13 protein-coding genes are annotated in these 13877 nt (G+C 67.7%); 9 read left to right on the top strand and 4 right to left on the bottom strand.

Annotated elements, in window-relative coordinates; all coding sequences use genetic code 11:
* Positions 1-43 precede the first annotated feature (43 nt).
* The 8 genes from VKZ50_15055 (at position 44) to VKZ50_15020 (ending at position 8232) form a co-directional block, all read left to right on the top strand.
* Positions 44-940 (top strand): sugar ABC transporter permease, encoded by an 897-nt coding sequence (locus VKZ50_15055; GenBank protein HLJ61042.1) that lies wholly within the window; start codon positions 44-46, stop codon positions 938-940.
* Complete coding sequence (locus tag VKZ50_15050; GenBank protein ID HLJ61041.1) at positions 937-1845, top strand: carbohydrate ABC transporter permease; 909 nt, start codon at positions 937-939, stop codon at positions 1843-1845. The genes VKZ50_15055 and VKZ50_15050 overlap by 4 nt, the downstream gene beginning before the upstream one ends.
* 18 nt (positions 1846-1863) lie before the next feature.
* Positions 1864-2547, top strand: coding sequence for a hypothetical protein (locus VKZ50_15045; GenBank protein HLJ61040.1), 684 nt, complete (start codon positions 1864-1866; stop codon positions 2545-2547).
* A 229-nt stretch (positions 2548-2776) separates the two neighbouring features.
* Positions 2777-4054 (top strand): sugar ABC transporter substrate-binding protein, encoded by a 1278-nt coding sequence (locus tag VKZ50_15040; GenBank protein ID HLJ61039.1) that lies wholly within the window; start codon positions 2777-2779, stop codon positions 4052-4054.
* 42 nt (positions 4055-4096) lie between these two features.
* The gene (locus tag VKZ50_15035; protein HLJ61038.1) at positions 4097-5056 is read left to right on the top strand and encodes a sugar ABC transporter permease; all 960 of its coding nucleotides are present in this window, start codon (positions 4097-4099) and stop codon (positions 5054-5056) included.
* A complete protein-coding gene (locus VKZ50_15030; protein HLJ61037.1) occupies positions 5050-5907 on the top strand; it encodes a carbohydrate ABC transporter permease in 858 nt (285 codons plus the stop codon). The genes VKZ50_15035 and VKZ50_15030 overlap by 7 nt, the downstream gene beginning before the upstream one ends.
* Positions 5908-5918: 11 nt before the next feature.
* Positions 5919-7388, top strand: coding sequence for a M81 family metallopeptidase (locus VKZ50_15025; GenBank protein HLJ61036.1), 1470 nt, complete (start codon positions 5919-5921; stop codon positions 7386-7388).
* Positions 7389-7416: 28 nt separating this feature from the next.
* The gene (locus tag VKZ50_15020) at positions 7417-8232 is read left to right on the top strand and encodes a creatininase family protein (GenBank protein ID HLJ61035.1); all 816 of its coding nucleotides are present in this window, start codon (positions 7417-7419) and stop codon (positions 8230-8232) included.
* Between the two features lie 153 nt (positions 8233-8385).
* Here VKZ50_15020 and VKZ50_15015 read toward each other — a convergent pair whose 3' ends face one another.
* From VKZ50_15015 to VKZ50_15005, 3 genes are all read right to left on the bottom strand, one after another.
* Positions 8386-9165, bottom strand: a complete 780-nt coding sequence (locus tag VKZ50_15015) for a carbohydrate ABC transporter permease (GenBank protein ID HLJ61034.1) — start codon at positions 9163-9165, stop codon at positions 8386-8388.
* A 68-nt stretch (positions 9166-9233) separates the two neighbouring features.
* Positions 9234-10094 (bottom strand): sugar ABC transporter permease, encoded by an 861-nt coding sequence (locus VKZ50_15010; GenBank protein HLJ61033.1) that lies wholly within the window; start codon positions 10092-10094, stop codon positions 9234-9236.
* Between the two features lie 122 nt (positions 10095-10216).
* On the bottom strand, positions 10217-11485 hold the full coding sequence (locus VKZ50_15005) for an extracellular solute-binding protein (protein HLJ61032.1): 1269 nt from the start codon (positions 11483-11485) through the stop codon (positions 10217-10219).
* Positions 11486-12097: 612 nt separating this feature from the next.
* Here VKZ50_15005 and VKZ50_15000 point away from each other — a divergent pair.
* Entirely contained in the window at positions 12098-13081 is a 984-nt protein-coding gene (locus VKZ50_15000; GenBank protein HLJ61031.1) for an EamA family transporter, read from the top strand.
* 48 nt (positions 13082-13129) lie between these two features.
* Here the strand turns inward: VKZ50_15000 and VKZ50_14995 are convergent, their stop codons facing one another.
* Positions 13130-13852: a sulfite exporter TauE/SafE family protein gene (locus VKZ50_14995; GenBank protein HLJ61030.1), complete on the bottom strand. Its 723-nt coding sequence runs from the start codon at positions 13850-13852 to the stop codon at positions 13130-13132.
* Between the last annotated feature and the right edge of the window lie 25 nt (positions 13853-13877).

Genomic DNA, 13877 nt, shown 5'->3' with positions numbered 1-13877 from the left:
GCGACGGCCGCCCGCACGCGCGCGCATGGCGGACTGACCGAGGATGCCGGCGTCGCGGACGCAGTGGGCGCGGATGGACGTGCCCCTGCGTCTCCTGAACCTTCCCAGCCTTGTGCTGATCGCGGCGTTCACCATCGTCCCGGTGGCGTACGTCGCGTACCTGAGTACCCTCGATCTTCGGATCGGGGCGCCGGCGTCGGGCGGCTTCGCCGGCTTGGCCAACTACCGGTTCGTGCTCTCCGACGGCTCCGTGGCGACCGCGTTTCGCAACACGGTGTACTTCGCGGTGCTCTCGGTTGCCGTCGCCAACGCCGTCGGCCTCGGGATCGCCCTCCTGCTGGACACCGACGCCCCCGGGTCCGGATGGCTCGTGGTCGGCGCGGTGCTCGCCTGGGGGATCCCGGAGATCGTCAACGCCTCGATGTGGCAGTGGATCTACAATCCCACGTTCGGCTCGCTGAACGGTCTTCTGGTATCGCTGCACGTGATCGGCGGCTACCGCGCGTGGCTGAGCACACCGGCCTCGGCGATGCACGCGGTGATCTTCGCCTATTCGTGGAAGCTCGTGCCGTTCGTGGTGATCATCCTGTATGCCGCCCTGCGCTCCGTCCCCGCGGACTACTACGAATCCGCGCAGCTCGACGGCGCGGGCAGCTGGGCCCGGTTCCGCTACATCACGGTGCCGTTTATCGCCCCCGCGCTCACGGTCGCCGTCCTCTTCTGCGCCGTGTGGTCGATGCGCGCGTTCGACATCATCTACGTCCTGACGAGCGGCGGGCCCGGCGAGGCCACGACGGTGCTGAGCTACTTCACGTTCGCCAAGGCGTTCCAGTTCGGCGACCTCGGGGCCGCGGCGGCAGTGGCGTGTCTGCTCACGCTGATGACGCTCGCGATCACGTTCGGGTATTGGCGCGCGCTGCCGCAGGGGGACGGCTCGTGACCCTGCCGACGGGCGTGCACCGGTCTCGGCGCCCGCCGGTCGTGAAGCGGCTCGCGCTCGGCGTGCTGTTCGCCGCGAGCCTCTTCTATCTTCTGGCGCCACCGGCGTGGATGGTGATCTCGAGCCTGTCTCCGGACCGCGAGCTCCTCGCCCGGCCGCCGCATTGGATCCCGTCCGAGATCACGGCGGTGCACTACCGAACCCTGTTCCAACTGCGGGGCGCGGACGCCCGCGAGGCGGAGCAAAATCCGCAGATCCGCGCGTTCACTCGATCCTTTCTGAACAGCCTGACCCTCGCGTCGGTCACCGTCGTCATCTGCCTCGTGTGCGGATCGGTATCGGCGTACTCGCTGACGCGGTTTGTCCGGCCGGGCCGGAGGAACGTCATTCTGTTCTGCCTCCTCGGGACGCGCATGCTGCCGGTGATCGCCGTGCTGATCCCGATCTACATGGGGCTGCAGCGCGTCGGCCTGCTGGACACGCTGTCCGGTCTGATCCTGGCCGACGCGGGCCTGCTGCTACCGTTCGTCATCTGGATCCTCGAAGGGTTCTACCGCACGTTCCCCGTCGAACTGGAGGAGGCGGCCGCGATCGACGGATGCAGCCCGACGCACATCTTCACGCGGATCGTGCTGCCGCTGTCGTCCAACTCGCTGTTCGCGGCGGGCGCGTTCGTCTTCATCGCGGCCTGGTCCGATTTCATCGTGGCGCTCGTCTTGACGGCGACGGAGCGTGCGTGGCCCCTGTCCGTGGTGCTGGCGCAGTCATTGAACGCGATCACGAATCCGAGTTGGGGCCTGATGAACAGCGCCGGGTTGATGACGGCCGTCGTGCCGGCGCTGCTGGCGGTGATCTTCCGGGGCGCCGTGATGCGGGGATTGCTGGGCGGCGCGGTCAAAGGGTAGCCCGAGGGGAGGCAACGCATGCTCGCGGAGTTGATCACGGTGAAGACGGCGGACGGGGTCGACCTGGACGGCGCGTTGTATCGCGCCCCCGCGCCGGCCGGGCCGGGGCCCCAGATCCTCATGGTGCACGGGCTCACCTGGAACTTCTACCGCGGGCCGTCCCGGTGGCTGCCTCCGAGGCTGGCCCAGGCCGGTTACACGTGCCTGTCGCTCAACATGCGCGACCACGACCTCCAGGAGCCCAAAGACTTCGATCTCGCCCACCACGACCTCCGCGCCGGGCTGGACTTCCTGTTCGAGCACGGCGCGCACACGGCCGTGATCCTCGGGCACGGCTACGCGTGCAACAAGATCGTGCGGTATCCGGCCCTGTCGGGCGATCTCCGTATTCGCCACTGGATCCTCACCACGATGGGATCGGTCAAGCGCCACCGTCCCGACATCTGGCAGGGCGGGCTCCAGCTCGCGGCACGGATGGCCGGGCAGATCCTCGTCGTCCAGGGCGCGATCGACGCGTCGCTCGAAGGGCGCGCTCGGGCGGACGAACTGGAGGCGGCGGTCGGCGACGCCGCCGTAGAGATCGTCCAACTCGAGGGCGGCAATCACTACTTCGACGGGCGGCACGCGGAGCTGGCCGGATGCGTGGTGGAGTGGCTCCGCACCACCGCGTCCGCGGACGCCCCCAGAACACCGGATCGGTAGTGCCGCGAGACGACCGCGCCGCCGCGCGGCTCCGGTTCGGCGGCGTCTTGTGTGACTCTACTCTTCTCGGCGCGGCCGGCGAGCGGGCGCACGCGCTCTCGACAAGGAATTTGGCAACGTGGGGAGAATGGCCGGACAAACGCAACCTCGCGCTGCGACCACGGAGGGATACGAGCCCGCGCGTCTGAAACCGCGGCATCACGGCGTCAATCGGAGAGGAGAGCTGCGCATGCGGACCAGACCGGCTCTGCGTACCGCCGTCCTGCTCGCCCTGGCTTCGATCCTGACACTGAGTGTGTCCACGTTCGCGACAGCTGCTGGCTCGCCCACCGAGATCAAATGGATGGAATGGTGGGTCAACGAATGGGGTCCCGACAACTTCAACCGGCTGATCGACAACTTCCAAAAGGCCAACCCCGATATCAAGATCACCGTCGTGGACACGCCCTATCCGCAGATGTCCGGGAAATTGAACGCGGCCGCGGCCGCGGGCGAGAACTACGACGTGTTCGGCACCGAAGGCAGCTGGCTCCCGGGTCTGAAGAAGCTCGGGTACGTGGAAAACCTGGATCCGTGGCTCGCGAAGAGCAAAGCGTTCGCCGACACGCTGCTGCCGACGACGCTGCGCAAGATCAACGGCGACACGCTTTCGCTTTGCCTGTACATGATCCCCTATCAATTTGCCTACAACGTCGACCAGTTCGCGGCGGCCGGGTTGAAGCCGCCGGCCAACTGGGACCAGTTCATCGACGTGGAGAAGAAACTGCACAACCAAGGCGCCAACAAGTACGGCATGAGCATGCCGCTGTCCGACGGCGGCTTCGCGATGACGCGCTACTTCGGCTTCCGCCTGGCGCAGGAGGGCGGGCAGCTCCTTGACACGACGACGGGCAAGGTCACCTTCAACTCACCCGCGGGCGTCGCGGCGATGACCTGGTGGAAGAACTTCTACCAGATGGGGCTCGTCGTGCCGGGATCGTTCGGCGAGGACCAGGCGCGCATGCTCGAGTACGTCGCGAGCGGGCAGGTCGCGAGCATCATCGACGGCCCGTTCATCTGGTCGAAGTCCAAGCAGATCGATCCCAAGATCAAGCTGGCGTACGCGCCGGCGTGGCGCGCCAAGACCGGTGGTTACCTATGGAGCTGCAGCGGTGTGGCCATGAGCGCCAAGTCTCCGAACAAGGAAGCGGCGTGGAAGTTCCTGCAGTACCTCTACTCCCCGGCCACGGCGGTCGCCATGACCAAGGCGATCAGCCTGCCGTGGGCGACCCGCGCGGCAATGAACTCCCTCAACGGGAGCGCGGATCCGATGCTCAAGTACATCCCGCAGTTTGCGAACCAGGACGCCAAGGCGAACATCGTGCTGCCGGCGCTTCCCAACACCGGCACCCTGTTTGACCTGTTCAAGACCACGTTCCAGGACGCCGTCAGCGGCAAGAAACCGGTGAAACAGGCGCTGGACGAAGCGGCGGCCGCCTGGCAGACGTCGATCGACCAGTCCAAGTAGCGGGGCCCGGGCGCCGGGTGACGGTGGGGCGGGTGGCACGCGATGGCGGATGATCCGTCCGTGGCACGCGCGGTTGCGCCCGCCCGGCCGGCGGCGGGCCTCTCCGTCGCCGGCGCGCGCCGGCGCCTGCCGCGCTACGTCACGGGGTACCTGTTCGTCGCGCCGGTCGTGCTCTACCTGGTCGTCACCGCGATCTATCCGATCCTGACCGTCATCGCGATGGGGCTCCAGGATGTCACCGCGGGGCGGTGGCACTTCGTCGCCGCCGCCCACTACGCCTTCGTGCTGCACGATCCGATCTTCTGGAACGCCGTCTGGAACACGTCCATCTTCACCGTCGCGTCCGTGGTGCTGCAGCTCTCGTTCGGGCTGGTGTTCGCGCTGCTGCTGCACGAAACGTGGTTCAGCCGCGCGGTGCGCAACACGATGCGGGGCGCGCTCATCCTCCCGTGGGTCTTCTCCACCGCGGCGGCGGCGCTGATGTGGTCGCTGCTGTACGACCCGTACGGCCTGTTCAACTACCTCGCGGTCGGCGTGCTGCACTGGGCGCGTCCGATCGAGTTCCTCGGCGACCCCAGGATCGCGCTCGGCTCGATCATCGCCGTCAACACGTGGAAGAGCTATCCGTTCTACATGATCGCGCTGCTCGGCGCCCTCCAGACCATCCCGATGGAACTGTACGACGCCGCGAAGGTGGACGGCGCCGGCCCGTGGCAGCGGTTTCGTTCGGTCACGCTCCCCCAGTTGCGGGGCGTGCTCGTCGCGCTCTCGACGGTCGATCTGATCACCACGTTCGGGCACGTCGACCTGGTCAATATGCTGACGCAGGGCGGGCCGGGGCGCGCGACCGAGACCGTCGCGTTCTACGTGTACCGCACGGCGTTGCTGGACGGGAACCTCGCGAAGGGCGCGGCGACCAGCACCATCATGCTCGTGCTGCTCACGCTGATGACGCAAGCCTACCTGCGCGCCGTGGCGCGGCGGGAGCACCAGTCGTGGTAGTCGCGCCGGCGGTCTTCCGCCGCCGCGCCCGCGCGGCCTCCCACCAAGCGTGGCTCGTCGGGTCGACGCTGCTGTCGGCGGCGCTCATCCTCGTCCCGGTGGCGTGGATGGTGAGCGCGAGTGTGCGGCCGATCCGGGAAGTGCTCACGTATCCGCCGGTGCTGGTGCCGAAGACGGTCACGTTCGAGTACTTCGCGCGCATTCTCGCGAATCCACGATACCAGCACTTCTTCGCCAACAGCATCGCGATGTCGCTCGGCGCGCTCGCGCTGTCGCTCACGCTCGGCTCGTTCGCCGCGTACGGGTTCTCCCGGTTCAGGCTGCCCGGCGGCCAGGTCATGCTGATGGGCATCCTGAGCCTCCTGATGCTGCCGCGGGTCACGCTGATTGTGCCGTACTTCCGCCTCGCGCACGTCGTCGGACTCTACGACACGCTGCCCGGCCTGATCGTCGCGAACACGGCGTTCCTCCTCCCCGTCACCACCTGGCTCGTGAAGGGGTACTTGGACTCGATCCCGCACGAGCTCGACGAGGCCGCGATGGTGGACGGATGCACGCGCATGCAGACGCTCGGCAAGGTGGTCGCGCCGCTCGCGGTGCCCGGGCTCGTCGGCGTCGGCGCGTTCGTCTTCATCGCGGCGTGGAACGAGTACCTGCTCGCCGTGGTCCTCACCGAGACCTCCCGCTCGCAGACGCTCACGGTGGGCCTCGCGTCGTTCTTCGGCCAGTACGTGCGCGACTGGAACGGCATCATGGCGCTGTCCACGCTCGCCAGTCTGCCGCTCGTCGTCATCTTCATCTTCCTCCAGCGGTGGGTCGTTCAGGGGATCGGCAGCGGCGCGATCAAGTAGGAGGGGAACGCATGCGGATCGGGATCGCCGGCATCAGTCATGAAGCGTTGACGTTTTCGCCGGTGCCGCAGACGATGGAGGACTTTCGCGTGCTGCGGGGCCCGGAGATCCTGGGCTATCGCGGGCTCGCGGACGCCGTGCGCACGTTGGAGTTCGAACCGGTGCCGATCCTCGTGGCGCAGGCGCGGTGTCCCTCCGGCGTCGTGGAGGAGCGGACGTACCTCCGCCTCCGCGATGAGATGCTGGACCGCCTCCGGGACGCCGGCCCGCTCGACGGGATCTGCCTGGTGCTGCACGGGGCGATGCTCGTGGAGAACGTCTGGAGCGGAGAGACCGACCAGGTGCGGATGATCCGGGCGGCCTTGGGCCGCGAGGTACCGATCGCGGTCCGGCTCGACCCGCACGCGAACCTGACCGAGGAGTTCGCGAACAAAGCGGACACGTGGGCCTGCTTCCGGACGGCGCCGCACCGAGACCAGGCCGAAACGCTGCTGCGCACGCTCGGGCTCCTGACCCGGTGCGTCCGCGGGCGTCTCAGGCCGCGTCCGGTGTTCATCCGCATTCCGCTGCTGCTGCCCGGCGAGCGCTCCACGACGGACGTCGAGCCGATGCGGTCCCTGCTGGAGATGGCGCGGGAGATCGAGCGGATGCCGGGGATCCTGAACGCCGAGGTGCTGATCGGGTTTGGGTGGGCCGACACCTGGCACGCCGGCGCCAACGTCGTGGTCGTCGCCGAGGACGAGACCCACCTGCCGGAAGCCCGACGCCAGGCGCGGCGGCTGGCGCAGGCGATGTGGGACCAGCGCGAGCGTTTCACGTTCGACCAGGAGATCGCGGACTCCGCCGACGACGCGATCGATACCGCGCTGCGCGCGCCGGAGCAGACCGTGTTCATCACCGACTCCGGCGACAACCCGACGGCGGGCGCGCCCGGCGACGCGACGCACTTTCTGGCACGGCTCCTTGCGAAGAAGGTGCCCGACGCGGTCCTGGCCGGCATCCCGGACCCCGCGGCCGCGCGGGCGTGCTTCGAAGCGGGCGTCGGCGCGCAGACGACGATCGCGGTGGGCGGGAAGCTCGATTCCGTTCGCGGCGGCCCGGTGACGCTGACCGGCACGGTGGAACACCTCCACCGCGCCACCGCACCGACCGATGCGAGCCTGGCGACGTTCCGCGCAAACGGCATCCGCGTAATCATCTCCGACCACCGCTACACCTATCACGATCCGGACGACTTCCGGAAGGCCGGCATCGATCCGCTCGGACACCGGATGATCATCGTAAAGCTCGGCTATCTCATGGCCCCGCTCCGCGAGATCGCACCCAGGGAGATTCTCGCGCTCACGCCGGGATACGCGGACATGGACTTCACCCGGCTGCCGTACCGGCAGGTCACGCGGCCGATCTACCCGCTGGACACGGCGTTCACGTGGCATCCGATCATCTCGAACGTGGCCGGGTACGACGAGGACCGGCGATGATCGCATCAAGACGGCTGAGGGGGGCGTGATGGCGGACGAGGTGCGGTTCGAACTGATGCGGCCGCCCCAGATCGTCGAGGCGCGGCGGAAGTGCCCGGTCGCCTACCTCGCCGTGGGCCCCCTGGAGTGGCACGGGCCCCATCTGCCCATGGGCACGGACGCGATGGCCGCCCACCGCGTCGCGGTGGAGGTCGCGCGGCGGGTCGGGGGCGTGGTGCTTCCAGCCTACCACCTCGGCACCGAGACCGTGCGCGTCCCCGACGGACCGCAGGGCCTGCGGCCGCTCGGGTTCGAGGGGCACGAGCGGATCGTCGGCATGGACTTCCCCGGAAACTCCGTGAAGAGCCTGTATATTGAGGAAGGCACGTTCGCGGTCATCATCCGGGAGATCATCCGCCTCCTGAAGCAGGACGACTACCGCCTGATCGTGATCGTCAACGGACACGGCGCGCCGAATCACCAGCGCGCGCTGCGCCGCGTGGCCGCGGAGGAAAACGACCCACCGCGCGTGCACGTCCTGTTCGAACGGGCCGGCAGCGGACCGGCCCACCCGTCGCACGATCCGGGGCACGCCGGGCGGGGCGAGACCGCGTTCATGATGGTGGAGGCGCCCGCGAGCGTCGACCTCGGGGCGCTCCCGCCGATCGACGCGCCGCTGCGGTACCCCGACTACGGCATCGTGAACGGAGCCGCGTTCGACGGGCGCCCGACGCCGGATTTCACGGTGCCCCGCGAGGCGGACCCGCGATCGGCCACGCGCGACGAAGGGGCGGCCGCGCTCGAGCGCAACGTCGAGCGGCTGGCGGCGCAAATGCGCAAGTACATCGCCGAGTACGTGACGTGATCGGCATCTACACGATCGCGCAGACCTTCCCAGCTCGAGCGACCAGGCGGTAGACGCAGGAACGAGACGGACGCGTGCCCGTTGTACGCACGAGCGCCGACGGCCGGACGAACCGAGATCGCGCAGAGGAGCACCGCTGAACGTCCGCGCCGCCTACCCCTTGAGCGACCCGGCCATCAGCCCCCGCATGAAGTAGCGGCCGAGAATGATGTAGACGAGCAGCGGGGGGAGCGCGGCGAGGAGCGCCCCGCCCATCTGCACGTTCCATTCCACGACGTAACTGCCCGCCAGATTGTTGAGCGCAACCGTAATCGGTTGGACCTCGGGGTTGCTCGTCACTGTCACGCCGAACAGGAAGTCGTTCCAGATCGACGTGACCTGCCAGATCGCGGCCACGACGAACGCGGGTGCCGATAGCGGGACGATCACCCGGCGGTAGATTCCCCAGATCCCGGCGCCGTCGATCTCCGCCGCTTCGATCAGGTCCGTCGGCACGCTGGCGTAGTAGTTGCGGAAGATCAGCGTCGTGATCGGGATCCCGTAGACGACGTGGACGAAGACCAACCCCTCGAGCGTCCCGTACAGGTGGAGCCGCTGGAGCACCTGCACGAGCGGGATGAGGATGCTCTGATACGGGATGAACATCCCGAACAGGATCGCCGGGAACACCACGTCGGCCCCGCGGAACCGCCACTTCGCCAGCACGTACCCGTTCAGCGAGCCGAGGAGGGACGAGAGGATCGTCGCGGGGACTGTGAGTTTCACACTGTTGAGGAAGTTGGTGCCGAGGCCCCGGAGGCCGTGGGCGGGGTCTCCCAGCCACGCCCGCGCGAAGCTGCTGAAATACAGGCCGGTCGGCAGCGCCCACATGTGCGCCAGGCTGACCTCGGCGAAACTCTTCATCGAGGTCACGACGAGCACGTACACGGGCATGAGGTACAGGACGCCGGCCGCGATGAGCAGCGCGTAGACGACCCCGCTGGCCCGCGCGCGCCTGGCGCTCACCGCTCGACCTCCGTCCGCGTGCTGTACACCAGGTACGGCACGGTCAGCACGGCGACGAGGACCAGCAGGACCTCGGCGATCCCCGCCCCCTGCGCGAAGTGGTTCCCTCGGAACGTCGTGTCGAACATGAAGAACGCGGGCACGTCGCTGCTGAACCCGGGCCCGGGTCCGGTCATCGCGACGACGAGGTCGAAGATCTTGAGCGAGATGTGCCCGAGGATGATGACGGCGCTGAGCGTGACCGGTTGCAGCAGGGGCACGATCACGCGGCGGAAGATCTGTCCCTCGCTGGCCCCGTCCACGCGCGCCGCTTCGCGGAGCTCGTCCGGGATGCCGCGCAGCCCGGCGAGATAGAGCGCCATCGTGTACCCCGACATCTGCCACGTCGCGGCGATCGCGACCGCCAGGATGCCGATGTGGGGGTCCGTGTACCAGCCGGTGCGCAGGACGCCGAGATGCAACCACTCCAACAGCTGGTTGATCCCGACGCTGCCGACCTGGGAGCTGCCCGGGTTGAGCAACCACCGCCACACCACGCCGGTCACGATGAACGAGATCGCCAGCGGCGCGAGGTAGATCGTCCGGAACACGGCCTCCGCGCGGAACGCCCGCTCCAACAGGACCGCAAGCCCGAAGCCGATCGCAAGACACGCGGCAAGGAAGACCACCGTGAACTTCGCGGTGTTGACGATGTCGATCCGGAAGCGTAAGTTCTCAAACAGATCGAGATAGTTGCGCCAGCCGACCCACGCGTAGTCCGGCAGCACGTCGTTCCACCGGGTCAGCGACACGAACCCGGTCCACGCGACGAAGCCGTAGATGAAAACAGCCACGGCGATGATCGACGGTGCGATCATCGCCGCGGCGCCGAGCCGGTCCCACGTCCGGCCCCGCCGGGCGGCCCGCCTCCGTCGAGGAGGCGCGGGCCGCCCGGGTGGAGGGGCCGACGCGGGGCGCAGATCCGATCCGGGCGATCCGGTTACTTGCACACGCCGGCGTCGGCGCACGCCTTCTGAAGGGTTTTTTGCGTCGCCGCGATGTCGCCGGACGTGACGAACAAGCCGATCGCGTCAATGTACTCGGTCGACCACCCCTCGCTCGCCGCCGCCCCGTGAATGACGCTCGGGACGATCGTGTTGGTCGGCCACTGCTGCATCGCCCACTGCTGATACGGGCTGAACGCCGCCGGCGAGCAGTCCGTCCGCGCGCAGATCGAGCCCTTCGGCGGGTTGAACGTCTGCTGGCCGGTGTGCGAGCCGAGCAGGGTGAGCCACGCCATCACCGCGGCGCGGTCCTTCGCGCCCTTCGGCAGGCCGAAGCTGTCGGAGAGCGTGTCGTAGATCCGCTGGTTGCCGGGCGCGGGCACCCACCCGTAGTCCGAGAAGTTCTTGGACGTGAACCACCCGGCTTCCCAGTCGCCCATGATCTGCATGCCGCCCTTGCCGCTCTGGATGTACTGCGCCGCTTCGTCCCAGGTCAGCGCGGCGTGGTCGCTGTTCGCGTAGGTGAGCATCCGCTTGAACGTCTGCAGCGCCTTGGCGACGCCGGCGCCGGTCCAGGGGGTCTTCCCCGTCCACAACCCCTTGTACGCGTCCGGTCCGAGCGTCCCGATCAGGACGGTCTCGAACGCGTGACCGGACTCCCACCCTTCCTTATCGCCGAGCACGAACGCCGAGATGCCCTTGGCCTTGAGCGCGTCCGCGTCCTTGAAGAACTGGTCGAACGTCGTGGGTGGCTGCAGCCCCGCGCTCGCGAACACTTTCTTGTTGTACCAGAGCAGGTTCGCGCGGTGAATGTCTACCGGCACCGACCAGATCTGGCCCTGGTACGACAGGATGTCGATGAGACCGTGCGGCATCACCTTCTGCCAACCCTGCGAGGCGAAGAGGGTCGTCAGCGGTTCCATCTTTCCAGCTTTGACCCAAGTGTCGATCAGCTCGTGGCCGGCGTGGACCTGGAACGAGTCCGGCGGGTCCCCGCCGAGCATCCGCGTCTTCAGCACGGCCTTCGCATTCGTGCCGGCGCCGCCCGCGACCGTCGCGTTCACGATCTTTACGTTCGGATACTGCTTCTGGTAGACGTTGTAGAGCGCTTGCAGGGCGTCGGCCTCTCCGCCGGCCGTCCACCACGAGAAGATCTCGAGCTTGCCGGAGACGGTCGCGGCGGACGCGGCCGCGAAGCCCCCAAAGGCGAGGGCCGCCACGACGATCCCGGCCAGCACCATCACGCGCGGGCCACGAGCTCTCATATCGCGCCTCCTCTAGCATGTGCTGCGCCGCTTGGGCGACGCCGTTTCCACCTGAGGCTGTTCTCGGAGTTACGTGCAACTCCTCCGGGCGGAATATTTCTACTCTACGTTGCATCGCAGCGGTTCGTCTTCGGCGGCTGACTTCAGTGCGACGTAGCGCACCGGACGGCAAGCCGCAAGTGAATCCGCACCGCGGGAAAATTTCCGCTGCCCAGCGAACTCGCGCCGCCATCGCTTGTCTCTTTTCGAACCGCGGCTGACACCGGTCGAGTCGCCGACCAGCCCACGATCGGTCTCGATGGTAGACAGACGCGGCCTCTCGTCGTTCGTTCAGGTAGGGGAAACGGCACTCGCATTGGATGCAAACGGCGCTTGAAGATGCGCTTGAGGAGCATCCGCGTCTTCGCGAAGGCTCCTACCTGCTCGTCTCGCGACGCGCACAACCAAAACCCCCCCAACCCGCACTAACCATCAATAGGTTATTGACAAGTTATGGATGTTGCATTAGTCTATAACCCGTAACCACTGATTCGTGGGTTATCCCGCGTTCGGCAGTCCTCGCAGGTTCGCGAGCGTGATCCACGCGTCCGGAGAAGTGGAGGTCCGTGTGTCATGATGGCACATCGGCAATCATCGACAGCCACGATCGTGCTCGTCCTCCTCACCGTCTATGCGTTGTGGGGCTCGAGTTTCGCCGCCATCAAGATCGCAATGGAGGCGATGCCTCCGTTTGCGCTGCTGGCGATCCGCTGGATCGTCGCGGGCGCGCTCCTGTACGCATGGTCCTCCTGGAGAGAAGCGCGCAGCGGAGAGCATCTTGAGTGGCGCCACTGGCGAAGCGCCTTCTTCATCGGCGGGGCCGTCATCGTGGGAGGCATCGGCGGGGTGGCGTTCGCCGAGCAGTCGCTGCCGTCGGGCACCGCCGCGCTTCTGGTCTCGACGTCGCCGGCGTGGGCGTTGTTGATCAGCTACGGAGTGTGGCGAGAGCGCATCGCGTGGCCCACGGCGATCGGGCTCGTCATCGGTCTTGGCGGCCTTGCCTTGCTCGTGCATCCAACGCACGCGGATCACTTCAGCCCGATCGGCGTGACCGTGGGCGTCGCGGCGGCGATTTCGTGGGCGGTCGGCTCGGTGTACACGCCCAGAGTCGCGCTCCCACGGAGTCCCGCCCTCTCCGCGAGCATGCAAATGCTTGCCGCCGGAGTCATCCTGCTCGCGGCCGCGCTCACCACCGGCGAGATTCGGCGCGTCCACTGGACCTGGGACGCGGGACTGGCCCTCGTCTATCTCACGATGTTCAGCAGCCTGATCGGCTTCATTGCCTACACGTGGCTCCTGTCCGAACTCCCGATCACAATCTCGTCGACCGTCGCGTACGTCGCCCCGGTGGTCGCGGTCTTCGTGGGCTGGCAGATGCTCCATGAACGCGTCACACCCAGCACGCTCCTGGCGACCGGGATCGTCTTGCTGGGAGTGGCGTTGATGATGGTCACCCGCACGAGGAGCCGGCCGCAGCGGTCGGGGAACGCGGCGCCGAGCCTCCCGCCGCTGCAATCGGTCACCGAGATGGACGCGTTGTACTGCGACTGCCCGTAACCTGCTCGAGACGCCGAACGCGCGATGATCGTCCGGGAGTCGGCGCGTCTACCGAAGCGCCGCGCCGACCCCCAACAGTCCGACGAGCACGAGAAACCCGAGCACCATCGTTTCGAAGCCGCGGTCGGACAGTCGTCCGACGAGCGCGACCCCGATCAGGAACCCCAGCGCCAGGACCGGCAGCAGTCTCACCGAGAGCGCGACCGTCGACATGCTGATCGTCCCGCCGAGCGCCAATAACATCAGGCTCGTCGCGGTCGCCAGCAACACGTAGACGACCATGTTGGCGCGAAAGCGGTCTCTCGGGAGACCTCGCGCCACGAGGTAGAGTGCAACGGGCGGACCGTTCAGGCTGGTGCTCGTCGACAAGAGGCCGCTCAGGAAGCCGACGGCGATCGTGTCGAGCAGGGTACCGCGGAGGCGTGGCCGGAACCGCGTGAGCATCACGATCGCAAACGCCGCGGTTAGCGCCGCGATCGCCACCCGTAGCGTCTGCGGGCGTCCCCACAGGAGCAGCGCAACGCCGATCGGCATGCCGGCCAGACTCGAGAGAAACAGCGGCCGGATCACGGACCACTCGACCTCCCGCCGAATCTCGGGCCGGAGCGCGAGCAGGCCGCTCGCGCAGACCCCGAGCAGCAGGGTCAGCACGACGACGAGCCGCGGCGGGTAGACAAACGTCAGCAGCGGCGCGCTGACCAGGTTGAACCCGAACCCCGTCGCGGCGGCGGCCGCCGCCGACAGGGCCACGACGAGCGCGATCGCGATCAAGACCGACCCGGAAACGGCGTCGTGT

It is taken from the genome of bacterium (assembly GCA_035295165.1).
GTDB lineage: Bacteria > Sysuimicrobiota > Sysuimicrobiia > Sysuimicrobiales > Segetimicrobiaceae > JAJPIA01.
This window is presented reverse-complemented; position numbering and strand designations above follow the sequence as displayed.